The organism is Vibrio sp. H11 (genome assembly GCF_004804295.1).
GTDB lineage: Bacteria > Pseudomonadota > Gammaproteobacteria > Enterobacterales > Vibrionaceae > Vibrio > Vibrio ostreae.
The window spans coordinates 17,174-42,232 of the sequence record NZ_SSHN01000004.1 but is presented as its reverse complement, the minus strand read 5'-3'; the positions used below and the strand labels follow the sequence as shown (position 1 = coordinate 42,232).

The following is a 25,059-nucleotide window of genomic DNA, read 5'->3' as shown; positions in this document are numbered from 1 at the left end:
TATAACTAAAGGGCGGGGCAAAAAGGAATATCTCTGCACACAGTGACCTCAAGATAGTGTATTTGTGGATGATTATTCGGCAGCGTAAACAGCAAGGTATTGATTCGCGGCGGGTCATCAGCGAACATTATATCAATGAGTACAGCAATAAGTTAATTCAGCGCGGAGTTTCTGTTTGTCATGACATTGTCGGTCATCGATCCTAACCAGCCTTTTCAACCTGCTTATCAGCCGGCCATTGACGACTTAGTGCGTTTCTTGCGGGCCGGGCTGGGGGAGGTGCTGCACAGTATTTATATCTACGGCAGCGTGGCACGTAAAACCGCCCAGCCCGGACACTCTAATCTGGATGTGGTGCTGGTCACTCATCGTGACTTTGACGATAAGAAAGCCACCCTGCTCAATACGATTCGCTGGCGTTTTCAGAAAAGTTTCCCGTTTGTGACCGATGTGGCGATCAAAACCGCTGTGGTGAGCGATGTGGCGACGCTGGAGAGTATTTTTTCCTGGGGGCCGATGCTGCGCCACTGTTGTGTGTGCGTGTATGGCGATAACCTGGGCGACTGTTTTGGTGATTACGAACCGAGCTGGGAAATCGCCAAACACTGGAATATGGATGTGGGTGACTGGCTGGTTTACTACCGGGACAAAATCGCTAAAGCGGCCACGGCCAAAGAGCAAATCAGGGCCCAGCAGACCATTGCTAAAAAGCTGCTGCGCGCCAGTTATTCGCTGATTATGTACCGCGACAAAAACTGGTATGACGATCCGAAGGAATGTGGACAGCATTTTGTCCGTTACCATCCGGAAAAGCAGCTCGAGGTAGAGCGGCTGAATATTCTGCTTTCCACCAGAGTCATTCCCAAGCGCTCGGTCATTGGTTTACTGGACAGTTTTGGCGTTTGGTTAGTGAAGCAATATGAAAAAACCGAGTTTCGTATCGGCTGAAGACTCAGATTCGGCTCAAATCGAGGTATTTCTCCCATATCCGAAAGATTTATTTACCACGTATCGTGCGGATTATCATGATATGTGACTGATATGTTAAGCTCTGGCTCTCTGAGTAAATCGAGTTCTCTGGGTAAATGGAGTTATAGATGCCTGAGTTGTCAAAACCTCTCGCTTCTGGTCGGGAGCGGTTACTGGATAAAGGCGCACGGTTTATCGTTAGTTCCATGCAGGCGGTACGTGAAAGCATGGTCTGGCTGATTCCTTGTCTCATTTTGTCATCGTTTGCCCTGCTGCTGGCCAGCATGGGTGAATGGCTGCTGGATGAACGCCCGGGTTGGGTCGATGTGATGTACAACACCAATCAGGTTATCGGCGAGTTTTTTCCTTATCTGATGACAGCGACCTTATCTTACGTGTTGGCAATGCACTGGCGTCTGCCAAGGCCTCCGGTAGCGCTGATCAACATTTTTTATCTGGTGCTGGCAGCGGCAATGTCACATTCTGATGTGGCACTGATGACCTTTCATATCGTGCTCTCGATCGTTATCCCGCTGTTCTCGGTTCCTCTGCTGGCAAAACTGCTCGCTTTTGAGCGCTTCAATATCACCTCATCTAACAGTGCCGGATCCATCGTTAAAGAGTCACTGAATATGGTGATTCCGGCCATCATGGTGGCCGCGGTGGTGATGTTGGTGACTCGTGGTTTGTTTCTCCTCTTATCCCATCTACCGTTTGAAAGCTTGTTTAGCCCCGATTATGCCAATGAACCGTGGTTGTTTGGTCTGACGTTTTCCGCTCTGAATTCACTCCTGTGGTTTGTCGGTGTCCATGGTTATTATGCGCTGTTACCTATGGTTGATTTGCTTCAGGAAGCCAGCAGTCTGAGCTATTCGACGGTCCTTGCCGGTGGTGCTGTGCCCTATGTCATGAACCTGTCTTTTATGGGCACGTTTGTGTTTATCGGCGGCAGTGGTGCGACCTTATCTCTGGTATTGGCTTTGCTGCTGTTTGCGCGTCAGCGCACCCTGCGTTTGATTGCTCTGGCCAGCATTCCGATTGCGTTTATCAACGTCAATGAGATTCTGCTGTTTGGCCTGCCCATCATTTATAACCCGCGTCTGCTGCTGCCTTTTGTGCTGACTCCGATGTTGAATGTGGTGACCGGACTGCTCGCGGTACAGTGGGGCTGGGTCAGTGCCCCGAGTGTTTCGGTGCCTTTTCATACTCCGGTGCTGTTTAATGCCTGGGTATCGACAGAAGGAGACTGGCACGCGGTGTTGCTGCAACTGTTCAATGTGTTGCTGGGTTGTGCCATCTATTTTCCGGCAGTGAAGCGTATGAATAAGTTCTATTCCGGCAGCGAAATCAAAATTTCTGCACTGAATACCTCTTACCTGCGTCGTGAAGAAGAAGCGCAGTGGCTGCAGGATGACCCGATTCTGCTCGCGCAGCAAAAACAACGTGAACAGCATACGGTCGAGCAACATCTGCGCGGTATCAGCAGTAAAGAATTCTGTCTGCAATATCAGCCTCAGGTGGACCTGCGTACTGGCCGGGTGACTGGCTGCGAAGCGCTGATTCGAACCATGGATGAAAAGGGTGCTTTGCAATATCCGGGCAGTTTTATACCGTGGCTGGAACAGGCTGGCATGATGAAAGAGATGGATTTATGGGTATTTCGCCGGGTTGCACAGGACTTGAGTCACTGGCGCTCTCTTGGAGTTGATTTGCCGGTGAGCGTCAACATTTGCCCGCAGACACTGCTCGACCGCGATAGCCTGGATATTATCGCGGCACTGATTAAACCGCTACGTGGTCTGGTTCATATCGAAATTACCGAAGAATCGTTGCTGGTGGACGAGCAGTACATTATGTCGGCCTTCAAACGCTTACGTGAGCTGGGAGTTGAAATCCACATCGATGATTTTGGTACCGGCTACTCATCACTCAGTTATCTTAACCGCTTTGATATCGATTGTATTAAGATCGATCGTTCGTTTGTGCTGGCGCTGGACAATCCGAAAGGCAGAAAGGTATTCGCCAGCCTGCAGTCTCTGGCTGAGTCGTTGGATCTGAGTGTGATTGTGGAAGGCGTCGAAACAGAGCAGCAGCTGAGCTGCATTGAAACCCGCTCCGAGGTTTCCGTTCAGGGCTGGTATTACGCCAAAGCACTCCATAGTGACGATTTACTTGAGTATGTGCGCCAGGCTCAGAATAAGCCTAACTGAGGCGCACTGAGCTGGTCGAATTGCCGGCCAATAAACGGCAGTATGGCATCGGCAACCGGCTTGAGCTGTTTGTCGATGTAATGCTGATAGTCCATTGCGCTGTGTTGATACTCTCTCGGCTCCGGTCCGTTGATGGTCATGCAGTATTCAATCAGCCCGCGGTTCTGATATTGCAACGGACGTCCGAGACGTTGATTGATTTCATCCGCCATACGGGCAGCACGCACCTGCGGCGGCACGTTTTTCTGATACTCATGCAGCTTACGGCGCAGACGTTTCTGATATACCAGTTCGTTATCGTGTTCACCGGCCAGCGTCTCCTCGACAATCCGGCGAATATAATCATCAGGCTGCTCGCCATGGAAAATCATCCGGTACAGCTCGGATTGGAATTGTTGCGCCAGCGGAGTCCAGTCGGAGCGGGCGCTTTCCAGACCCTTGAACACCATTCTTTCGTTGTCACCCTCGCCAATCAGCCCGGCGTAACGCTTTTTCGAGCCGGTTTCCGACCCCCGGATGGTCGGCATCAGAAATTTGCGGTAATGGGTTTCGTATTCCAGTTCGAGAATCGAATTGAGGGCGTATTCTTGTTTGAGGTGTTTGCGCCACCATTGGTTGATGTGTTGTACCAGTGACTGACCAATCTGGTCGGCATCCTGCTGCGAGTGTTCACTGCCGAGCGAGACAAAGGTCGAGTCGGTGTCACCGTAAATGACCTGATAACCGCGCGCTTCGATGAGCTGCTTGGTCTGCTTCATGATCTCGTGACCGCGCATGGTAATGCTGGAAGCGAGGCGGGTATCGAAAAAGCGGCAGCCTGAGGAACCCAGCACGCCATAAAACGAGTTCATGATGATCTTAATCGCTTGCGAGAAGGCTTTCTCATTATTCTTTTTCGCTACGTCACGTGCGGCCCACAAGTTCTCGATCATCTGTGGCAGAAAATGCCGGCTGCGATGAAACTGGCCGCCGCGAAAACCGGGCACAGCCTGGTCAGGTGCGTTGCCAATCTGAAGCTGCAGCCCTTCAATCAATCCCATCGGGTCAATCAGAAATGAGCGGATAATGGACGGATACAGGCTTTTAAAATCCAGCACCAGCACTGAATCGTACAAGCCAGGGATTGAATCCATTACATAGCCGCCGGGACTGGCCAGCCAGTTTTCCGAATGCAGGTTGGGAGCGATATAACCCGCGCGATGCAACTGCGGCAGATACAGATTGGTGAAGGCGGCGACCGATCCGCCGACGCGATCGAGCTCGACACCTGTCAGACGGGATCGCTCAATGGCAAACTCAAGCAAATGGGTGTTCGCAAAGATACGATTTACCAACACGCAGTCCTGCAGGTTATATTTGGCCAGGGACGGTTTGTCTTCACGATACATGCGATTAATTTCGTCCATGCGGTCATGCACGTTATGAATTGCTTTCCCTGCGCCAAGCAGTTCTTGGGAAACCGACTCCAGTGACCAGGAGCGGAAATGGTAGGTCGCGGTTTTGAGGGTATCGATGCCGTCGAGTACGACGCGGCCGGGAATGGTGATGAAGCCTTGCTGCGTCTGACTGGCCGTACGAAAAAAACTTGGCTGGCGGGCACGGCCGATCATCAGTTTTAGCTTGTGCCACTCCGCGCGTTTGTGCAGCAGACGAAAGTCAAAATCAATCACGTTCCAGCCGACAATGACATCCGGGTCAAAATGTTCGAACCACTCTACCATCGCGGTCAGCAGGGCGTATTCGTCCTCAACCCACTGAATCTGAGTCTCAGCCGTTTGCGGCTTGCCAACCATGATAACCCGGCTGTCCATTTCTGAGTCGAGTCCGATAGAATAGAGAATGCCTTTTTCTGAACACTCAATATCCAGTGAGACAACCCTGAGATTAGGAATGTAATCGCCCGGTCGACACTTGATCTGCCGTGCACTGGAGTAGGAGCCCATCGATTGAGCCGGGCCGGAAAATTCGACACTACCACGGATAAAACGCTCCATCAGATAGCGATCGGCAAGGCGGATATCCGCTTCCAGAGTCAGCAACTCCGCTTGCGTCAGATGCGAGACAAGCGCATTGGAATGCTGGATGGAATCACTGTAACAAGCGGCTAATGGCTGTTGCTCGAATGATTTGAGCGGCAGTGGGCGAAACTGGGCTTGCAGACGATGTTGACGGGCGATGTCCTGCGCAGCATCGATGTCCTGCTGGAGGATAAAAAACACCGGCTGTTCGCCACGGATTAGCAGTTGAGTCGGGCCTTGATCAGTCGCCAGCCACAGTTCGATCTGGGTTTGACCTCTGACGTCCCGGGCTTGTCTGGTTAATAAAAAGCCTTGTTGAATACTCACGTTCCTGATCCGCTATTTATGTTGACTGACTGGTTATTATGCCGTCTGGCGATAATTGACTTCAGCATTGCCAGTCTGCGACTTTGTCCGCAAGCGGGCCAAGAAAATTGCATATAATAATACGGGTGGTTACTGCGCGTAGGGCAGTGCCGGGACGTCATCAGACATGCTCTTGGGTCGCTGGAGGTGTCGTTGACTGAGCACTATAACAAATTTTCGTGTAAAGCGGACGCAATCCTGCTTTTAACCACCAGATCCGGGCCTGATTGTTGATACCTTAAGCAAGATGAGCTGTTTTTGTTCATTGAACCGATTCAGCCACTTGCGCAAGCTCTGTTCAAAGGGGTAGACGGCAAGCGTGCTGCGCGGTACTCTGAGGTTGAAAGTTTTCTTAAGTTATTGATTTAATAAATAATGCATAATCAATGACATTAAGGATTAATAAGTGCTTGCTAAAGTTTGCGTTTCAGCACATATTCAGGGTAAGCAAAAAGTTTAATTTAAGTTAGACTAGGGCAGCCATGCTGCTATCCACTACCTCGGTGGGTGCAGAGCCATTAGTTAAGTGTGGAGATACAAGTTTGATAAGTGTTTTCCTTGTAGATGATCACGAGCTGGTTCGCACAGGGATACGACGTATTATTGAAGACGTCCGTGGAATGAACGTAGCAGGGGAAGCTGATAGCGGTGAAGAAGCCGTCAAATGGTGTCGTAATCACCATGCTGATGTTGTATTGATGGATATGAATATGCCTGGAATCGGTGGCCTGGAAGCGACCAAAAAGATTCTGCGTTTCAATCCTGACGTGAAAATCATCGTGTTAACCGTTCATACAGAAAACCCGTTTCCGACCAAAGTTATGCAGGCCGGAGCGGCAGGCTATTTGACCAAGGGTGCCGCCCCGGATGAAATGGTGAATGCCATTCGCGTGGTGCACAGTGGTCAGCGTTATATTTCTCCGGAAATAGCGCAGCAGATGGCTTTAAGCCAGTTTTCGCCAGCCTCTGAAAATCCATTTGCCGATTTGTCCGAACGTGAGCTTCAGATCATGCTGATGATCACCAAAGGGCAGAAAGTGACCGATATTTCGGAGCAACTCAATCTGAGTCCTAAAACGGTCAATAGCTACCGTTATCGTCTGTTTGCCAAACTCGACATCAGCGGTGATGTTGAACTGACGCACCTGGCGATCCGTCACGGAATGCTGGATACCGAGAAGTTGTAGTGTCTGCGTTTGATTCTGTTTCGTTTCTAAAGACTGTCACTAATCAGCCTGGCGTGTACCGTATGTACAACGCCGAGGCTGAAGTGATTTATGTCGGTAAAGCCAAAGATCTGAAAAAGCGCCTCTCGAGTTATTTTCGTAAGAAAATTGACAGTGAGAAGACCAAGGCGCTGGTCAGTCATATTGAGAAAATCGACGTCACGGTGACCCATACCGAGACCGAAGCTCTGATCCTGGAACACAATTATATTAAGCAGTATTTGCCAAAATATAATGTGTTGTTACGGGATGATAAATCCTACCCCTATATCTTTATCAGCGGCCATAAACATCCGCGTTTGTCGATGCATCGTGGCGCGAAAAAGCGCAAAGGGGAGTATTTCGGGCCTTATCCGGACTCCGGGGCAGTGCGTGAAACGCTGCATCTGCTGCAGAAGATTTTTCCGGTACGACAGTGTGAAGATACGGTTTATAGCAACCGTACCCGACCGTGCCTGATGTACCAGATCGGGCGTTGCGCCGGGCCTTGTGTCAGCACCATTATCTCCGATGAAGAGTACGCCGAACTGGTCAACTATGTTCGTCTTTTCCTGCAGGGTAAAGATAAACAGGTGCTGGAAATCCTGATCGCCAAAATGGAAAAGGCGAGTCAGGAACTGCGTTTTGAGCAGGCAGCCAAGTATCGCGATCAGATTCATGCTATCCGCCGGGTACAGGAGCAGCAGTTCGTCTCGGAAGACAGCATGGATGACATGGATGTACTCGGTTTTGCTCAGGAGAATGGCATCGCCTGTATTCACATCCTGATGATTCGTCAGGGTAAGGTACTGGGCAGTCGCAGCCATTTCCCCAAGATCCCAAACAAAACCACCCAGCAGGAAGTGTTCGAAAGCTTTCTCAGTCAGTATTACCTCAGCCATAATGAGGCGCGCACTGTCCCTAGCCGTATTATCCTCAATCAGGAACTGCTGCCAGACACCAGCGCGCTGCAGGCGGCTCTGAGCCAGCTGGCGGGGCGTAAAGTCACCTTCCATGCTAACTCGACCGGCATCCGTCGTCGTTATCTGAATCTATCGAACACCAATGCGCTGACGGCACTGACCAGTAAGATCAATCATAAGATGACCATCAGTCAACGCTTCAAAGCGTTGCAGGAAGAGTTGGGGATGACCAGTATCGCCCGTATGGAATGTTTCGATATCTCCCATACCATGGGGGAAAGCACCATTGCGTCTTGTGTGGTCTTCAATCAGGAAGGGCCGGTGAAGCAGGAATACCGTCGTTACAACATTACCGGTATTACCGGCGGTGATGATTATGCGGCGATGGGGCAGGTACTGGAGCGACGTTACAGCAAACAGCTGGATGTCGATAAGATCCCGGATATTATCTTTATTGATGGTGGTAAAGGGCAGCTCAACCGGGCGCATGAGATTCTACAGCAATGTTGGCAGGACTGGCCCAAGCGGCCACGTTTGATCGGTATTGCTAAAGGCGTGACCCGCAAACCGGGACTGGAAACTCTGATTACTACTGATGGAGAAGAGTCCCATCTGCCGAGTGATGCACCCGCACTGCATTTGATTCAGCACATTCGTGATGAAAGTCATAACCACGCGATCGCCGGACACCGCGCAAAGCGGGGCAAAACCCGTCGTACCAGTACGTTGGAAGGTATCGAGGGTATCGGCCCGAAACGTCGCCAGGCGTTGCTGAAATACATGGGTGGTTTGCAGGAGCTGAAACGGGCAACTGTGGAAGAAATCGCCAAAGTGCCCGGCATCAGTCATTCTTTAGCAGAAAACATTTATCAAGCATTGAAACAATGACAAAAATACCGCACCATTAACGCGCAGTTGATAAGAGCCTAAAAATATGCGTTTGAACATACCCAACATTTTGTCTTTAATACGACTTTTCCTGATCCCGGTATTTGTCGTGTGTTTTTACCTGCCTTACAGCTGGGCACCGTTTGCTGCGGCAATGGTGTTCTGGGTTGCAGGCTTCACCGACTGGCTGGATGGAATGTTGGCGCGTAAGTTGGGCCAAACTTCCCGTTTTGGCGCTTTTATTGACCCGGTCGCCGACAAAGTACTGGTCGCCACCGCGCTGATTTTGATCACTGAGTACTACCACAATATCTGGATTACCATTCCTGCTGTCACCATGATTGCGCGTGAGATTATTATTTCGGCACTACGTGAGTGGATGGCAGAAATCGGCAAACGCGCGAGTGTTGCCGTGTCGTGGATTGGTAAAGTGAAGACACTGACTCAGATGTTTGCTTTGTGGGTACTGATTTGGCATTACGATGACTGGATGGTCTGGTTGGGATACGCCGCAATTTATATCGCAACCATTCTGACTTACTGGTCGATGGTGCAGTATCTCGCTGCCGCGAAAGACGATTTACTCAGCGCAGAACATCATTAGAAAAACGGGCTTCGGCCCGTTTTTTGTTTCGGCATTATTTCTTTGACGTTTTAGCAGTGCTGACAGCGTGAAATCGGCGGAGAGAAGTCGGTTATGTTGAGGAAATTACGCTATTTTTTGTCGTCAAAATGAGCAATTTAACGCTTTCTGAATGTAAAATAGACAAACGATTTAAAATCAAAAAAATTGTGTTGACTCAAGGCATCGAATCCGTAGAATGCAATCCCGTACTCAGGAGCAACGTTGTAAAGCGTTAGCGAGTAAGTACACGAAGGCGCGTTGGCAGAGTGGCCATGCAGCGGATTGCAAATCCGTGGACCTCGGTTCGACTCCGGGACGCGCCTCCATTTGCGACACTAGCTCAGTTGGTAGAGCGCAACCTTGCCAAGGTTGAGGTCACGAGTTCGAACCTCGTGTGTCGCTCCAGATTTTATTTTAGTATGGCTGATACAGCGATACTTTTAGATGGCGTTACCATCGCAACAATTTTGCGTGCCCTGGTGGTGAAATTGGTAGACACAAGGGATTTAAAATCCCTCGACTTTCGAGTCGTGCCGGTTCAAGTCCGGCCCGGGGCACCATCTCTCTGCTTATGCAGAACATGCGACACTAGCTCAGTTGGTAGAGCGCAACCTTGCCAAGGTTGAGGTCACGAGTTCGAACCTCGTGTGTCGCTCCATTCTAAACAAAAAAGCCTGACTAATGAGTCAGGCTTTTTTGTGTCCGGGGCTTAATCATAGCTAAGGCTTGAGCCGATACAGATTACCGCTGTCGGTGGAGAAATAGATCCAATCGTCTGGTGAACGGCGGATATCACGGATTCGCTCGCCGAGTGAATCGACCAGGCGCTCTTCTTTTACCCCTATCTGATTGTTATCGAGCGTAATCACGCTGATGTGAGTCAGCTTGAGTGCACCGGTCAGCAGCTTGCCATTTAAATCCGGGTAGCGCTGGCCGCGATAGAGCAGTAAACCACTCGGGGCGATAGAGGGGATGTAAACCTGACGCGGCGATTCAATCCCTGGCGCTTCTTCACTGTCACCAACATCGAGCGGACCCCAGTATTCTTTGCCGTGTGATGTTCTCGGCCAGCCATAGTTGGCACCCTTGTGAATCAGATTAATTTCGTCGCCGCCTCTCGGCCCGTGTTCAATTTCCCACAGGCTTTGAGTCTGCTGATCATAAAACAGCCCCTGCGGGTTGCGGTGGCCATAACTCCAGATCTGTGCCTGGGCATTAGCCTGGCCGGCGAACGGGTTATCATCCGGTGTACTGCCATCGAGATTGAGGCGCAGAATACTGCCGGAGTGGACACTGAGATCCTGGCCATTCGGACGCTTGCCTCGATCGCCCACGGAAAAGTACAGATGCTGGTCATCAAAAGTGATGCGACTGCCGTAATGGCGTGAAGTGTCAGAGCCAGAGGTCGTAACCAATAAATCGTGCCACTCTTTAACTTGTTTTCCGTCCCATGTCGCAACCGCTAACGTGGTATCGGAACCTGAATCACGCTGTTTGCTGTAGGTAAAATAGAAGGTTTTCGGATCGCGCGGTGACAGGGCCACATCCAGCAGGCCGCCCTGGCCGTTGGCATACACAGATTCAACACTGAGCAGCGAGGTTTTGCTCTGCGAGGGCAGATCAACCAAAACCAGATCGCCGTTGCGTTCTGTCACCAGCAGCTGCGTATCGGAGACAAAACTCATTCCCCAGGGAACCATTAAACCGCTCATGACTTTTTCGGCCTGATAGGCCCAGGCTGGCGAATTGACCGCTAATACTGCCGCGACGCTGAGAGCTGTGCCGCTTAACCAACGTACCATAATCTTTTCCCTGATAGTTTCTGACAGACATATGTTGTCACTGTAGACAGCTTAGCAGTTCAGGTATGCAATTGGTCAGGCGTTAAGAAACGGTTACATTTTGCCTGTCTGGAATCATGCGGTTCAGGGGATGAACCGCACAAATCAGGGGAGGGATTTACATCAGGGGAGAGGTGCGTAAAGAGGAGACGTGTTTACAGTTGCTTTAGCATCCAGACATCACAGCCGTTATGCTCAGTACCGGGCATAGGCGCAGATAAATGTTGAAAGCCAAGGGCTTCATACAAGCGCACAGCACTGGTCATCGTCGACAGTGTATCGAGATAACATTCACGAAAGCCCTGTTGGCGTGCGTAAGTCAGGCATTGCTCCGCGAGTCTTTTGCCAAGTCCATGGCCACGACTTTGCGGCAGCAGAAACAGTTTTCGCAGTTCACACACGCTGTCGCTACCATTGAAAGGAGCAATACCGCCACCGCCGACCACGTCGCCATTCAGTGTCGCGACCCAGTAGCCCCAGCCATTATCCAGCCGGTAATAGTGACTCATTTGCGTGACCTCGGCATCAGACGGACCGAACCCTTCACCAATAGCGCCGAACTCCGCGCCGACCTTTTGAATAATGTCACCAATTGACGGATCAAATTCGGCTGAGATGGGGAAAATATCTGTTTGCTCGGATTGCTTGGATTGCATAGTGAGTGACCTCATATTATTCGGGTTTTATTCATCGCGGTTAGTGCAGCAACATAGCATAAAACCTGAGCTGACAGGGGTAGATTTAGTTGCCGTAACCAGTCGTGATGGGCTGTTTTTGTCTTGGCGGCGCCCTTTTCCGGCCTGGTTTGGAAACAATTCTTTAACCAGAGGAAAAAAGCTGCCTAACAAATACGCGAAAGTCGCGTCAAAGCGGATTTCAATTTGGCTTTGACAGCAGCTTTCGTTACTATGTACAGCTATTTAAAAACCCCCAAGAAACCCTTATGGTCACCCTTATCGGTACCCCAAAAGGGCACCAAGGTAACCCTTTCGGGCTCCTTAAGGAAACTGCTCCTTAGCAGACGAGGAAACGATGCAACATCTACAAGAGATCATTGCTAACGCGACAGCAGCCATCAATGCTGCGGAGTCGTTAGTCGCACTGGATGAAGTGCGTGTTCAGTATCTGGGTAAAAAAGGTGAGCTGACCGCTCAGCTTCAGAGCCTGGGTAAACTACCACCAGAAGAGCGTCGCGCTGCTGGTCAGGAAATCAACGTCGCCAAAGAAACGGTTCAAAAAGCGATTGCTGCGCGTAAAGACAGCCTGCAACGTGCTGAACTGGAAGCCAAACTGGCTGCGGAAACGATTGATGTGACCCTGCCTGGCCGTCGTATCGAAAACGGTGGTCTGCACCCGGTAACCCGCACTATCGAGCGTATTGAAAGCTTCTTTGGTGAACTTGGCTTTACTGTTGAGTCTGGTCCTGAAATCGAAGACGATTTCCATAACTTCGATGCCCTGAACATTGCTGACGATCACCCGGCGCGTACTGATCACGATACCTTCTTCTTCAATCCGAAGCTGATGCTGCGTACTCACACCTCAGGTGTTCAGATTCGTACTATGGAAGAGAGCCAGCCACCACTGCGCTTTATCGCACCGGGCCGCGTTTACCGTAACGACTACGACCAGACACATACCCCAATGTTCCACCAAGTGGAAGGTATGCTGGTGGATGAAAACGTTAACTTCGCGCAACTGAAAGGCATCCTGCATGACTTCCTGTGCAACTTCTTTGAAGAAGATCTGGAAGTGCGTTTCCGTCCGTCTTACTTCCCGTTCACAGAGCCTTCTGCAGAAGTTGACGTGAAAGGTAAGAACGGTAAATGGCTGGAAGTACTGGGCTGCGGTATGGTGCATCCAAATGTACTGCGCAGTGTTGGTATCGACCCTGAAAAATACTCTGGTTTCGCATTCGGTATGGGCGTAGAGCGTCTGACCATGCTGCGTTACGGTGTGAACGACCTGCGTGCGTTCTTCGAAAACGATCTTCGTTTCCTAAAACAGTTCAAGTAATCCAGAGGTTTAATCACTATGAAATTCAGCGAATCTTGGCTTCGTGAGTGGGTAAGCCCTGCGGTTACCACTGACGAGCTTACTCATCAAATTACTATGGCCGGCCTGGAAGTGGATGATGTCCTGCCAGTTGCGGGTTCTTTTAACGGCGTTAAAGTCGGTCACGTTGTGGAATGTGGCCAGCATCCTGATGCTGACAAACTGCGTGTGACCAAAGTGGATGTGGGCGAAGAAGAACTGCTCGACATCGTGTGTGGCGCACCAAACTGTCGTCAGGGTCTGAAAGTGGCTGTGGCAACCGTTGGCGCAGTGCTGCCGGGTGATTTCAAAATCAAAAAAGCGAAGCTACGCGGCCAGCCTTCACACGGCATGCTGTGTTCGTTCTCTGAGCTGGGTATCGACGTTGAGTCTGACGGTATCATGGAACTGGCACAAGATGCGGTTATCGGCACTGACTTCCGTGAGTTCCTGGGTCTGAACGATGTGACTGTGGATGTTGACCTGACATCAAACCGCGCTGACTGTTTCAGCATCCGCGGTATGGCGCGTGAAGTGGGCGTGCTTAACCGTACTGACGTGACTGAGCCTTCAGTGGCAGCCGTTGCGCCTTCTATTGATGACACCATTGCGATTGAAGTGAAAGCGCCGGCTGCATGTCCGCGTTACCTTGGCCGTATCGTTAAAAACGTCAATGTTGCAGCAAAAACGCCGTTGTGGATGCAGGAAAAACTGCGCCGCTGCGGTATCCGCTCTATCGACCCTGTGGTTGACATCACTAACTACGTGATGCTGGAGCAGGGGCAGCCAATGCATGCATTTGACCTGGCACAAATCGACGGTGGCATCGTGGTGCGTCTGGCAGAGCAGGGCGAGAAACTGACGCTTCTGGATGGCAACGAAGCGGAACTTAACGAAGACACACTGGTTATCGCAGACAATTCGAAAGCACTGGCGCTGGCCGGTATCTTCGGAGGCGAGCACTCAGGTGTGAGTGCAGAAACCAAAGACGTGATGCTGGAGTGTGCGTTCTTCGCACCGGATCATATCCGTGGTCGCGCTCGCAGCTACGGCCTGCACACCGATTCATCCATGCGTTTTGAACGTGGTGTGGACTACGCACTGCAACACGCGGCGATGGAACGTGCGACTCAACTGCTGGTTGACATCTGTGGTGGCGACGTAGCGCCAGTGGTGGCGGCTGAATCGGCGGCGGATCTGCCAACACCAAACACTGTGACTCTGCGTCGCAGCAAACTGGATAACCTGTTGGGGCATCACATTGCTGATGCAGACGTGGTTGAAATCCTGCAGCGTCTCGGCCTGAGTGTTGAAAGTCACGCTGAAGGCTGGACGGCAACGGCACCAACCTGGCGTTTTGATATTGCTATCGAGCAGGATCTGGTGGAAGAAGTTGGCCGTATCTACGGTTACGACAACATTCCAAACCAGGCTCCGGCTGCGGCTCTGAACATGAACCTGCACAAAGAAGCGAATCTGCCACTGAAACGTGTGCGCGATCTGCTGGTTGACCGTGGTTACCATGAAGCGATCACTTACAGCTTCGTGGAGCCAGAGCAGCAAAAACTGATCGTGCCGGATGTTGAGCCGCTGGTTCTGCCTAACCCGATTTCAGCCGATATGTCTGCGATGCGTTTGAGCCTGCTGCAAGGTCTGTTGAACACTGTGGTTCACAACCAGAAACGTCAGCAGCCACGTGTCCGTCTGTTCGAACAAGGTCTGCGTTTTATCCCGGATCGAGCGGCAGAAAATGGTATGCGCCAGGAGCCGATGCTGGCAGGTGTTATCTCTGGTACCCGCAGCGAAGAGCACTGGAATATTGATACCGCCACGGTTGATTTCTTTGACCTGAAAGGCGATGTGGAAGCGATTCTGGAACTGACCGCGAATGGCAAAGCGTACAGCTTCACTGCCGCTAAGCATCCGGCACTGCATCCTGGTCAGTCAGCGGCTATCGTGGTTGACGGCAAAGAAGTGGGTATCCTGGGTACTGTTCACCCTGAACTGGAGCGTAAGTTTGGCCTGAATGGTCGCACCATCGTATTCGAAATTGAATGGTCTGCAATCAACAGCAAAGTGATCCCAGAAGCGGTGGCACTGTCTAAGTTCCCGTCTAACCGTCGCGATATCGCTGTGGTTGTTGATGAGAACGTAGCATCCGGTGAAATCGTTAATGCCTGCCTGGCTCAGGGCGGTGAATTCCTCAAAGATGCCAAACTGTTTGACGTTTACGTCGGTAAAGGTGTCGAGGAAGGTAAGAAGAGCCTGGCTATCGCGCTGACGCTGCAATCCGGCGAGCGTACGCTGGAAGATGCGGACATCGCAGGCGCTGTTGACTCGATTGTTGCTCATGTGTCTGAGACATTTGGTGCGGCTCTGCGCGACTAATCTGGTGTAATGAGTGAAAAGAGCAGGCCTTTCGGTCTGCTCTTTTTTTATTCGCGATTTGTCAATTATCGGCTATTTTGCTGCATTTGGTGGAAATAGCGTGAGCAAGCACCTGATTTTACGATCAATTTGAAAAAATTTTTGGCGGAACAAAAAAAATTTCCTACTCTCTAACTAGAGAGAACCTCTGAAGATTTTGGTATACTCATGATAACTGACTAAAATATCAGTGATTTTTTACTCAATTTGATGTCACGTGTTGCTTTTTCACCTGTATATCGCCCTTTTGTAACTGATTGAATTGTAATAGAAGGATAAAAAAGTTGGCGAAAATCATACGGTTGGCATACACTTTCCAGAGAAAGCCGATAGGTTATTGATTGGCTGAGTAAAAGTTGCTTTGGTGTTGCCACTGGGCAGCAAGGTTTAACATAGCTTTGAGGGAAGTTTTATGGCGCTCACAAAAGCCGATTTGGCTGAAAACCTGTTTGAAAAACTTGGGTTTAGTAAACGGGATGCCAAGGAAACGGTGGAGGTGTTTTTTGAAGAGATTCGCAAAGCACTAGAAAGTGGCGAACAGGTAAAGCTCTCCGGGTTTGGTAATTTCGATCTGCGAGACAAGAATGAACGTCCGGGACGAAATCCTAAGACCGGTGAGGATATTCCGATCACCGCTCGACGTGTCGTAACGTTCCGCCCAGGGCAAAAACTAAAAGCCCGAGTCGAGAATATAGAACCGTCCGAATAAGACCGCGCATTAGACCACGCATCGCTGCGTGGTCTTTTCATTTTTCCTGCCGGGTCAAGCAGCGCAGCGTGTTGTTTATGCCGCCTGAATCCGGGTTGTGATATACGGCTGCCATGCGTTCTGGTACAGATCGCGCGAGTGCTGTCGTATGTGATGAATTTTGGCCTGCTCCCAGTCATTAAGACCACGTTTTTCCTGTCCTGCTCTGCGTTCAATCGCCTGAATCTCTTCATACAATTGATGCTCTGGGCCGCTTTTGACATCAGCGATGGCTTTCAGATGCAACTGGACTTCCGCTATTAGTTTGCTGCCGGGTAGTTGAATCAGAACCATGAGGTCGCGATAGCCGGAAGGTGCCGGATTTTTAAAACGGTTTTTGACTTTGACTATGGTGGCTTCGCGGCTGAGTACTTCATAAGCTTCGACCAGGCTTGGTACGTCGTCGGCGATTAATGTGGCGCGCGCAAGGTCGGTAATGCGCTGTGCGTTGCCATCAAATTCGAGTTCAACTTTTTTTGCGGCACGCGGGTAAGACTTTACTCCGGCAAAGTAGGCTTGGGTAGAGGTTAGCATAGCGGTGCTTTGACACAGAGTTTCTAATTCGGTTTGCGCCTGTGCTGCATGGCTGTATAGGGTATCTAAATCCTGATAAGGCTGCAGCACGTTACGTTCGCTGGTATGGATGGCGTATAGCCCACTCAGGCTATGCTTAAAAAATCGGGCACTGACCTGATCTCGGGACTCTTCACGTGTCTCTTCCGCTGACACGTCATACGGCAGAGTCGCGGCGAATGCCGGCGCACGGCTCAGTACCAAAAGCATTAAAGCAGTCGTTCGTAGCAGTAGGCTCATTCCCTCTCCTTAACTTACGCTGTTAGGTCAAACGTGGCATTTAAAAGGCCCTAACACGAGATAAACGGCTGCTGCTCTTCTATGAGGTGTGGGTGAGAGCGCTAAAATTCAATTCTACGCTGCGTCGTCTTGTAGACACTGTGGTCAAGATCACACCACAATCCTCGTTAATTCAGACGATTATTAGCATAAACAGTTCCGTGTAAGCATGTAACCAAGTGTGTCTTTCACAAAATGCTGACCGGAATTTGAAAAGCGGCTACCGAATCGTGCCGGAATTGGGTACTCTAGCGGGCTCGGAAATCTTCACGGAGCGGGTATGAAAGATCCAGAATTCTGGCACCAGAAATGGGCCGCAAATAAAATTGGTTTCCATCAGATGGATGTCAATACGCTGCTGACCGACTACTGGCATGCGACACAACCCAAGCGCGAAGATCGCGTATTGGTGCCTTTATGTGGCAAAAGCGAAGATTTGGTGTGGTTAGCTCAAAAACATGATGATGTTCAGGGTGTTGAACTGAGCCCGATCGCGGTACGCGCGTTTTTTGCAGAACACTTCTATACTCCATTGGTGACTCAGGTAAACAGTCAGCACGAACTGTATCAGTTTGATGAACTGTCGGTTTACACCGGAGACTTTTTTACAGCGCCGCTGGAGTCGGTTGACCTGATTTATGACCGAGCGGCTTTGGTGGCGTTGCCCGAAGAGATGCGTACAGACTACGCGCAGCGCTTAAAGCAATTACTGCGTCCCGGTGGGCGTATTTTACTGGTTAGCCTGGATTATGATCAAAACGAAATGAGTGGTCCTCCCTTTAGTGTGCCGCAACACGAGGTTGAAGCTTTGTTTGGTGAGTTTAAAGTCACCCGTTTGCATCGTGATGACAGTGAAGCCCAGCAACCTAAGCGCGGCGATAAGGCATTGACTCGTTTTGCCGAGGAAGTGTGGCTGATCGAGTCGTAACAGAGTGCGCGATTACCTGATGATTGAATTGTCAAAATAGAGATTGCAAAGGGGGCGCTATACGCTAAAATACGCCTCCTTTTTTCGCTAGGTGGCCTCCTTTTTGCGAGGTGGAAAAAAATAAACAACGCAAAGAACGTTGTGGCTATTCCTTAAACCGCGGTCGCTTGCCGCAAGAACAGAGGTCCTAGTATGTTTCTTTTTGGTAGCCGTAAACAAAATCCCCAATTGTCACCAGAGCAAGTGAGTGAGATGAGCTCGGCTTCGCACATCCTCAATGCTGTTAAACAGAGCGTTCCTTATATCGAATTCACTACCGAGGGACGGATCCTGGCGGCGAACGATGCGTTTCTGCAGGCTGTTGGTTATACAGCGCAGGAAATAGAAGGTCAGCATCACCGTATTTTTTGTGATTCTAAACTGGCTAGTAGTCCGGAGTATCAACTTTTTTGGCGTGAACTGGCGCAAGGACAGCCACAACACGGTACGTTCCGACGTATAACCAAAACCGGCAGTGATATTTGGATTGAAGCAACCTATATCCCGGTGCAAGACGACAGTGGCAAGACAGTGAAAGTGGTTAAAGTCGCCAGTGATGTGACGAAAGAAACATTACAGCTCAAGCGTCAGGATGCCATTTTCTATGCGTTGAAAAAGTCGCTGGCGTTTATTGAGTTTACGCCTGATGGCCATATTCTCAACGCGAATAAAAACTTCTGCCGCACCGTCGGTTATAGCCTGGAAGAGATTCAGGGTAAACATCACCGTATGTTCTGCACCGATGAGTTTTTGAAAAAGCAGAGTGATTTCTGGCCGTCGCTGGCGCGCGGTGATTTTAAGTCCGGCCTGTTTGAGCGCCTCAACCGCCAGGGAGACATTATCTGGCTGGAAGCGACCTACAACCCGATTTTTGATCATAATGGTAATGTGGTTCGAGTGGTGAAGTTTGCCAGTGAGATCACGGAGCGGGTGCTGCATATGCAATCCATCCAGCGTGCATCCAGACTGGCGCAGCAAACGTCACTGGATACGCTCGGTATGGCTAACGATGGTGCCAATACCCTGGATGCGGTGACCGAGATCGCCAACAACATTGATCGCTCGGTAGAGAAAGCCTCGACCTTGATGGAACAGCTGACAGAACAGTCGCAACAGATCGCGAAGATTGTTACCACGATTTCTAACATTGCCGATCAAACCAATTTGCTGGCGCTGAATGCTGCGATTGAAGCGGCCAGAGCGGGGGAGTACGGGCGCGGCTTTGCCGTTGTGGCGGATGAAGTACGTAAGCTAGCCTCAAACACCTCGAATGCGACCGATGAGATTAGCAATATAGTGCAGCGTAACAGTGAGTTGACTAAGATCTCCGGTCAGACGATGGATGACATTCAACGTAAAGTGATTGAGTGTAACCAGCAGTTGCAGGCCACTCAGGCTTTGATCGAACAAATTCGTGGTGGCGCTAATAATGTTGCTGAAACGGTCGGGCAGTTGGTTAACGATTAAAGTCGGCAATTGTCCGGCTGGTTGCTTGTCTGGCAGGTAAACAATAGGTATGAATAAGCGCGCTCTTGGGCGCGCTTATTGTTTGTAGCCAACCTGAACGACTCCTTCAGGGCTATTTTTAAAAGCCCTTGGGAATGTCTTTGGTGTTTGACGTTGTTATTTTTATTCAGCGATTACGGATACTGTCCCGTTAGTATTCAATTTTTACCTGTTTAGCACATTCAATCGCACGATCAGTCGCCTGAGTGGTATCTTTACCACGTGTCAGCGCGACACCCAGACGGCGGCGACCGTTGATTTCCGGTTTACCAAACAAACGCAGTTGAGACTGAGTAACGCTGAGCGCATCCTGCAGACCCGAGAAGCGGATATCGCCAGACTGACCCTGACCCAGAATAGCCGCTGAAGCGGACGGGCCGTATTGGGTAATCTGACCAATTGGCAGGCCGGTGAAAGCACGGACGTGCAGAGCAAACTCGGACACATCCTGAGAAATCAGGGTCACCATGCCGGTGTCATGCGGACGAGGTGACACTTCGTTAAAGATAACCTGGTCACCTTTGACAAACAGTTCCACACCGAACAAACCGTAGCCACCTAGCGCGTTAACGATCTGTTCTGCGACGTATTCTGCCGCTTTAAGCGCATTTTCAGACATGGCTTGTGGCTGCCATGACTCACGATAGTCGCCATCTTCCTGGCGGTGACCGATTGGTGCACAGAAATGCACGCCATCCACTGCGCGCACGGTCAGCAGGGTAATTTCGTAGTCAAAGTCGATAAAGCCTTCGACGATTACGCGTCCGGCACCGCTGCGGCCACCTTCCTGGGCGTATTGCCAGGCTTTATCGATATCTTGTGCAGTTTTGATCACACTCTGGCCTTTGCCTGATGAGCTCATAACTGGCTTACACACGCATGGAATACCCACGAATTCAACAGCAGCAATAAAGTCCTCATAGCTGTCAGCGAAGCGGTAAGGAGACGTTGGCAGCGCCAGATCTTCAGAAGCCAGGCGACGGATACCTTCACGGTTCATGGTCAGGCGAGTGGCATTTGCGGTCGGCACTACATTCAGGCCCTGAGCTTCAAGTTCTACCAGTTTGCTGGTCGCAATGGCTTCGATTTCCGGAACCACATAGTGAGGTTGTTCCAGTTCGATCACTTTCTGCAGTGCGTCAGCATCAAGCATGTCAAACACATGACTGCGGTGAGCGATTTGCATAGCCGGTGCGTTGGCGTAGCGATCGCAGGCGATCACTTCCAGCCCTAAGCGCTGACATTCAATCGCTACTTCTTTGCCCAGCTCACCAGAGCCCAGTAACAGTACGCGCGTTGCGCTTTCTCGAGTTGCAGTCCCGAACATACAGAAAGAATCCTTATAAAAATGCTTATGACTTTAGCGAAAACAGCGTAATGATACTGGATCCAAATAAAAAAGCAAACGTTTGCTCAAGAGTGGTATGCTGTAATCTTATCGCATGACGAAACGCTCAGAATAGAAACAATGCTTAGCTAATCCCATGTTTACCAGTTGGTTTTTGAGACTGCGACCAAATCCGGCCGGGCCACAGAAGCTGACACTGGAGCGGGCCAGGTCGAGTTGCCGGGCAACTCTCTCTGCGCACAGGTATTGATTCTGACTCGCCGTGTAAACATGCAGGGTTACCTTTGGTAAACCTTGTACCAATTTACCCAGCAACTGGACAAAGTAGCGCTGATTTTCATTTTCACGGCAGTAAAACAGTTCGATGTGACGCGCTGATGACGAAGGTGTTATCCGCAGTGCCTGTAACCAGGCGAGAAACGGGACAATGCCGATACCCGCACCAATCCAGACTTGCTGCTCATGCCGGGGATCTGAAAGCGTCCGTAGCCTCCCTCGACTCTGACCGTTTGATTCACTGACACTTGCTCAAACAGTTGATGGGTATAGTCGCCTAAGTTTTTGATTAAAAATCAGATGTCATGTGCATAACTATTAATAATCGATAAGGGGAGCGAGAGTGATTATTTTTAACTTGCCAAAGAAAACGCGAAAATTAATAACAGTGGCAGAGTAAGCACACAGAAAAAATTACCAAATAACACCATAGAGGCAACGTGTTCCGGTTCTATATGAAAACGCTCGGCGAAGAGATAGTTCATTACCGCGGGAGGCAACATGGTGAAGAGCACCATCATCTGCAACTGCATTTGAGGTAAGGGGACCCAATAGTAGATACAGGCAAACGCAATCGCGCCGGTAACCAGTGACTGCAGGGTTGCAATGACGCCGACTTTTAATCCGGACAAGCGCAGATTCGTCATTTGCGAACCCAGCGACAGCAGCATCACGGGCACCGCAGCCTGGCCAAGCAGTGCTGTTGCTTCATACAGCGGTGACCAAACCTGGCTGCCAGTAAGATTCAAAGCCATTGCGGTGGCTGCGGCAATAAATACCGGTGCGGTCAGGATCTGGCGCAGCGAACCGCCTTTGCTGAGCAGAGCCAGCCCCAGACTGATGTGCAGGCACGCGGAAACCACAAACAGCAGCACAGCCGAAGAGAGTGCGGCATCACCGAAGGTATATGTAAAGAGTGGAATAGCCAGATTCCCGCTATTACGAAACATATGCAGCGGCGCCCAGGCTTTAAAATTCCAACCACCCAGACGGCAAATCGGCACCATCAGCAGACCCGGTACCAGTACCGCAATAAGAGAAGCATAAATTAAGGGCAACTGCCCATCACTGAGCGGCATGGTCGAGAGCGATGAGAACACCAGGGCCGGCAGACAGGCATCCATGTTAATGCGGTTGATGGGGCGAAAGTCGGGTTTGAGCCAATAGCCGATGGCAAACCCGACCGCAACCAGGGCCATAACAGGAAAGAGAATACTAACAACCTGCGCAAACATAGAAATCCTTTTCTTCAGTGCTGACGATAGCGCCATGTGTGATGACGATGTTTAAAACTATCAGGCTTTTAGGTTCAGGTCGTCGTGCTGGATAACAATCCTGAATGTTAGATGAGTGAGATGAAATTCTGGGTTATTACTTGTACAAGCCGATGGTACAGAGCAGACCCTGCAGACGTTCGGCTCACAGTAGCCGAGAGAGAAGTGAGCGGCTCAGGTTAAGCCAAGTAAAACAGAAAAAGCCAGACTTCAAGTCTGGCTTTTTGCTAGCGGCGATGTCGTCCTGAAATGTGTTTATCCATTGAAGACGAGTTATGGCTTCAGTCCAGTGACAGATAGGTCATTGGGATATCAGGATGGATGACTTCCAGCGTTGACTGGGTTGCGGCCAGATGGCTGATGCGACCTGAGTTCATTTCAACCAGGGCTGCAGCCTGGATCTGCTCAAACTCTTCGCCGGCCATGCGAACCTGAATCAGAGCAACCTGGAGTGGTGGCAGGCTGGGGTTGAATGCCGCATTCTCTGCATATGAACCCAGATAAACATGCCCGTTTTGAGTTTGCAGTGCTACACCACTCAGGTTGTTGGTGTAAGGCGCGTGGCTGCTATTCAGTGCACGGAGAGCGTGTTGCAGTAACGTATCATCTTCGTCGCTGACTTTGCCATGGTCAACTTTGGCCATCAGAGCGGACTTAATGCCAAGATCTGAAGGGCCGAACGATTCAGGCAGATAGTATTGCAGTGACTTTTCTTCGCGTTCCGGTAACTGAATTGTCAGTGTTTGCGACGTGTTGAGCTCATTCATAAACTGACGGCAGTGGCCGCAGGGACTGTAGTTGACGGTGACATCAGCCAATCCTTCTTCGCCTTTCATCCAGGCATGGCTGATGGCTGCTTGTTCTGCATGAATGGTCTGGTTCAGTTGTGCGCCTGAAAACTCCATGTTACCGCCGAAATAGAGGCGACCGGACAGACCGCGCACGATCGCACCGACATAAAATTCCGAAATTGGCACGTAGGCGTATGCAGCTGCTAGTGGCAGTAAGGCGACACGCAGTTCGGCATCGCTCATTTCCGCGATGGTAAGTAACTGGTCAAATTGATCGGAAGACAAAGTCGCGTCAAAGTCATCAGCCAGCACAATCGGAGCCAGATATTCTCTGGCGGGTTGTGGCATGCCTGCCAGCGCCTGTTCAATACGGCTTTTCATACTCAATCCTTATTGGTGTATTGAAGTGTATTTTAGGCAACTGACACCAAATGGATGTGATCAATATCACTTAAATAAATGTAACATATTTTAATATTTCATAATTAGAGTGATGTCACACATGGTATCGATTGCAGCGAGGCATAACAGCCTAGCCCGGCCTCTGTGAGAGAAGGCCGGGCGAGTGAAGAGAGTATGAGTAGTGGCCAGAGAATAACGTTAGAGGTTGGACAGCCAGAGCGCCAGGCTGAAAACGGTCGGCGCCAGAATCGAAGTGATGACACCACAGACCACTAGTGCCAAAGAACTGAATGCTGCATCACGGGGATCTTTCTCCGCACAGGTCGCAGTCCCGAGCGCGTGCGAAACCGTGCCCATGGTCAGCCCTTTGGCGATAGGATGGGAAATATTGAGCAGGTTGTAGATTGGATAGGCCATGATGGCACCAAACAAACCAACCAGCAGGACCATGATAGCGGCAACCGACGGCTCACCACCGAGATTGCTGGCCACTTCCATTGCAATGGGAGTTGTCACCGATTTGGCCATTAAGGCGGCAATTAAAGTGATGTCAGCGTGCATATAAACTGCGATCAAGCTGGCGCTGAGCATCGACATCACGCTGCCTATCCCGCAGGCCAGTGTAATGATACGCCAGTTGGCACGGATTTGTGGCAGCTGCTCGTAAAGCGGAAATGCCAGTGCGACCACCGCAGGTTGCAACAGGTAGCTGATCCAACGGTTATCAGCATAGTAAGTATCAAAGGGGACTTTTAACGTCAGTAACAGTGGGATAAGTATGGCAATACAGACTAAAAGCGGATTTACAAAAGGAGAACGCGCTTTCTTTGCGACCCAGCGGGCAAAGAAGAAAACCAGTATCGTAACGATTAACCACATGATTTTTTACCTTTTTTTAGTAGTCGATCGAGGATGAATCCCAGTGTGACTATGACCAGCGTTGTGCCGCCGATGGCGCTGGCAAGAATGATCCAGATATTGGCGGCCAGCATATCAAGGTGAACCATTAAGCCGACGCTGACCGGTACAAACAACAGAACCATATAGCGAATAAAGACGTTGGCTCCCGGCTTAACCCAGGCAACTGGTACCAGGCCGCTGGCCAGCAGGCCGAATAAAATCAGCATGCCGATAATGCTGCCCGGAATAGAGACTTCCAGCCAGCTTTGCAGATTGGTACCTGCCAGCAGGCAGAGAAAAATCAGTAAGAATGAAACAATATATTGTGCGATGGTTTTTGCCATGAATATCAGCCGTTATCCATTTCTGACCTGATAAGTCAATTAAAAAGAGGGTGAATAAAATAAACGTTTTGTGGTTCAAATAAACGTTTTGTGAATCAACTAACAAGTTTGTGGAACAATTAAAGACCGGCCTGTTAACTTAAAA

Annotated in this window: 19 protein-coding genes and 4 tRNA genes; 14 read left to right on the top strand and 9 right to left on the bottom strand. The window is 50.3% G+C overall.

Features of this window, described 5'->3' with window-relative positions; all coding sequences use genetic code 11:
* Window positions 1-180: 180 nt before the first annotated feature.
* The gene (locus tag E6C74_RS07300) at window positions 181-948 is read left to right on the top strand and encodes a nucleotidyltransferase domain-containing protein (RefSeq protein ID WP_136484052.1); all 768 of its coding nucleotides are present in this window, start codon (window positions 181-183) and stop codon (window positions 946-948) included.
* 149 nt (window positions 949-1,097) lie between these two features.
* The gene (locus tag E6C74_RS07295) at window positions 1,098-3,179 is read left to right on the top strand and encodes an EAL domain-containing protein (protein ID WP_136484051.1); all 2,082 of its coding nucleotides are present in this window, start codon (window positions 1,098-1,100) and stop codon (window positions 3,177-3,179) included.
* On the opposite strand, the gene E6C74_RS07290 is transcribed toward E6C74_RS07295, so the two are convergent.
* Window positions 3,161-5,524, bottom strand: a complete 2,364-nt coding sequence (locus E6C74_RS07290; RefSeq protein ID WP_136484050.1) for a DNA polymerase II — start codon at window positions 5,522-5,524, stop codon at window positions 3,161-3,163. The two genes, E6C74_RS07295 and E6C74_RS07290, sit on opposite strands and share 19 nt — an antisense overlap.
* 581 nt (window positions 5,525-6,105) lie before the next feature.
* Here E6C74_RS07290 and uvrY point away from each other — a divergent pair.
* The 7 genes from uvrY to E6C74_RS07255 all read left to right on the top strand — a co-directional run bounded on the left by uvrY (window position 6,106) and on the right by E6C74_RS07255 (window position 9,862).
* Window positions 6,106-6,750, top strand: coding sequence for a UvrY/SirA/GacA family response regulator transcription factor (gene uvrY, locus E6C74_RS07285; protein ID WP_024374216.1), 645 nt, complete (start codon window positions 6,106-6,108; stop codon window positions 6,748-6,750).
* Window positions 6,750-8,579 (top strand): excinuclease ABC subunit UvrC, encoded by a 1,830-nt coding sequence (gene uvrC, locus E6C74_RS07280; protein WP_136484049.1) that lies wholly within the window; start codon window positions 6,750-6,752, stop codon window positions 8,577-8,579. Before uvrY ends, uvrC begins: the two co-directional genes overlap by 1 nt.
* A 46-nt stretch (window positions 8,580-8,625) precedes the next feature.
* Window positions 8,626-9,183: a CDP-diacylglycerol--glycerol-3-phosphate 3-phosphatidyltransferase gene (gene pgsA, locus E6C74_RS07275; RefSeq protein WP_136484048.1), complete on the top strand. Its 558-nt coding sequence runs from the start codon at window positions 8,626-8,628 to the stop codon at window positions 9,181-9,183.
* A 273-nt stretch (window positions 9,184-9,456) separates the two neighbouring features.
* Window positions 9,457-9,530 (top strand) — tRNA-Cys (locus tag E6C74_RS07270).
* A 3-nt stretch (window positions 9,531-9,533) separates the two neighbouring features.
* Window positions 9,534-9,609 (top strand) — tRNA-Gly (locus E6C74_RS07265).
* A gap of 68 nt (window positions 9,610-9,677) precedes the next feature.
* Window positions 9,678-9,764, top strand: a tRNA-Leu gene (locus E6C74_RS07260).
* 22 nt (window positions 9,765-9,786) lie between these two features.
* A tRNA-Gly gene (locus E6C74_RS07255) sits at window positions 9,787-9,862 on the top strand.
* Between the two features lie 61 nt (window positions 9,863-9,923).
* Here E6C74_RS07255 and E6C74_RS07250 read toward each other — a convergent pair.
* Together E6C74_RS07250 and E6C74_RS07245 are read right to left on the bottom strand one after the other, a co-directional pair.
* Window positions 9,924-10,916: a PQQ-dependent sugar dehydrogenase gene (locus E6C74_RS07250; protein WP_240798155.1), complete on the bottom strand. Its 993-nt coding sequence runs from the start codon at window positions 10,914-10,916 to the stop codon at window positions 9,924-9,926.
* 284 nt (window positions 10,917-11,200) lie between these two features.
* The gene (locus E6C74_RS07245) at window positions 11,201-11,701 is read right to left on the bottom strand and encodes a GNAT family N-acetyltransferase (RefSeq protein ID WP_136484046.1); all 501 of its coding nucleotides are present in this window, start codon (window positions 11,699-11,701) and stop codon (window positions 11,201-11,203) included.
* Window positions 11,702-12,077: 376 nt separating this feature from the next.
* On the opposite strand from E6C74_RS07245, the gene pheS reads away from it, so the two are divergent.
* The 3 genes from pheS (at window position 12,078) to ihfA (ending at window position 16,215) form a co-directional block, all read left to right on the top strand.
* Window positions 12,078-13,061 (top strand): phenylalanine--tRNA ligase subunit alpha, encoded by a 984-nt coding sequence (pheS, locus tag E6C74_RS07240; RefSeq protein WP_136484045.1) that lies wholly within the window; start codon window positions 12,078-12,080, stop codon window positions 13,059-13,061.
* 18 nt (window positions 13,062-13,079) lie between these two features.
* Entirely contained in the window at window positions 13,080-15,467 is a 2,388-nt protein-coding gene (gene pheT, locus E6C74_RS07235) for a phenylalanine--tRNA ligase subunit beta (protein WP_136484044.1), read from the top strand.
* A 451-nt stretch (window positions 15,468-15,918) separates the two neighbouring features.
* Window positions 15,919-16,215, top strand: coding sequence for an integration host factor subunit alpha (gene ihfA / locus E6C74_RS07230; RefSeq protein ID WP_136484043.1), 297 nt, complete (start codon window positions 15,919-15,921; stop codon window positions 16,213-16,215).
* A 75-nt stretch (window positions 16,216-16,290) separates the two neighbouring features.
* Here the strand turns inward: ihfA and E6C74_RS07225 are convergent, their stop codons facing one another.
* A complete protein-coding gene (locus E6C74_RS07225) occupies window positions 16,291-17,067 on the bottom strand; it encodes a phosphoribosylglycinamide formyltransferase (protein ID WP_136484042.1) in 777 nt (258 codons plus the stop codon).
* Window positions 17,068-17,386: 319 nt separating this feature from the next.
* Here E6C74_RS07225 and E6C74_RS07220 point away from each other — a divergent pair, with 319 nt between their 5' ends.
* On the top strand, window positions 17,387-18,034 hold the full coding sequence (locus tag E6C74_RS07220; protein WP_136484041.1) for a thiopurine S-methyltransferase: 648 nt from the start codon (window positions 17,387-17,389) through the stop codon (window positions 18,032-18,034).
* 192 nt (window positions 18,035-18,226) lie between these two features.
* On the top strand, window positions 18,227-19,540 hold the full coding sequence (locus E6C74_RS07215; protein ID WP_136484040.1) for a PAS domain-containing methyl-accepting chemotaxis protein: 1,314 nt from the start codon (window positions 18,227-18,229) through the stop codon (window positions 19,538-19,540).
* 190 nt (window positions 19,541-19,730) lie between these two features.
* On the opposite strand, the gene purT is transcribed toward E6C74_RS07215, so the two are convergent.
* The 5 genes from purT to E6C74_RS07185 form a co-directional block, all read right to left on the bottom strand.
* Window positions 19,731-20,906 carry a phosphoribosylglycinamide formyltransferase 2 gene (gene purT, locus E6C74_RS07210; protein ID WP_136484039.1) on the bottom strand — a complete coding sequence of 392 codons (1,176 nt, stop codon included), beginning with the start codon at window positions 20,904-20,906 and terminating at the stop codon, window positions 19,731-19,733.
* 650 nt (window positions 20,907-21,556) lie between these two features.
* On the bottom strand, window positions 21,557-22,438 hold the full coding sequence (locus tag E6C74_RS07200) for an AEC family transporter (protein ID WP_136484038.1): 882 nt from the start codon (window positions 22,436-22,438) through the stop codon (window positions 21,557-21,559).
* Window positions 22,439-22,758: 320 nt separating this feature from the next.
* Entirely contained in the window at window positions 22,759-23,649 is an 891-nt protein-coding gene (gene cdd / locus E6C74_RS07195) for a cytidine deaminase (RefSeq protein ID WP_136484037.1), read from the bottom strand.
* Window positions 23,650-23,868: 219 nt separating this feature from the next.
* Entirely contained in the window at window positions 23,869-24,549 is a 681-nt protein-coding gene (locus E6C74_RS07190; RefSeq protein ID WP_136484036.1) for a CidB/LrgB family autolysis modulator, read from the bottom strand.
* Complete coding sequence (locus E6C74_RS07185; RefSeq protein ID WP_136484035.1) at window positions 24,540-24,914, bottom strand: CidA/LrgA family protein; 375 nt, start codon at window positions 24,912-24,914, stop codon at window positions 24,540-24,542. The genes E6C74_RS07190 and E6C74_RS07185 overlap by 10 nt, the downstream gene beginning before the upstream one ends.
* Window positions 24,915-25,059: the final 145 nt, after the last annotated feature.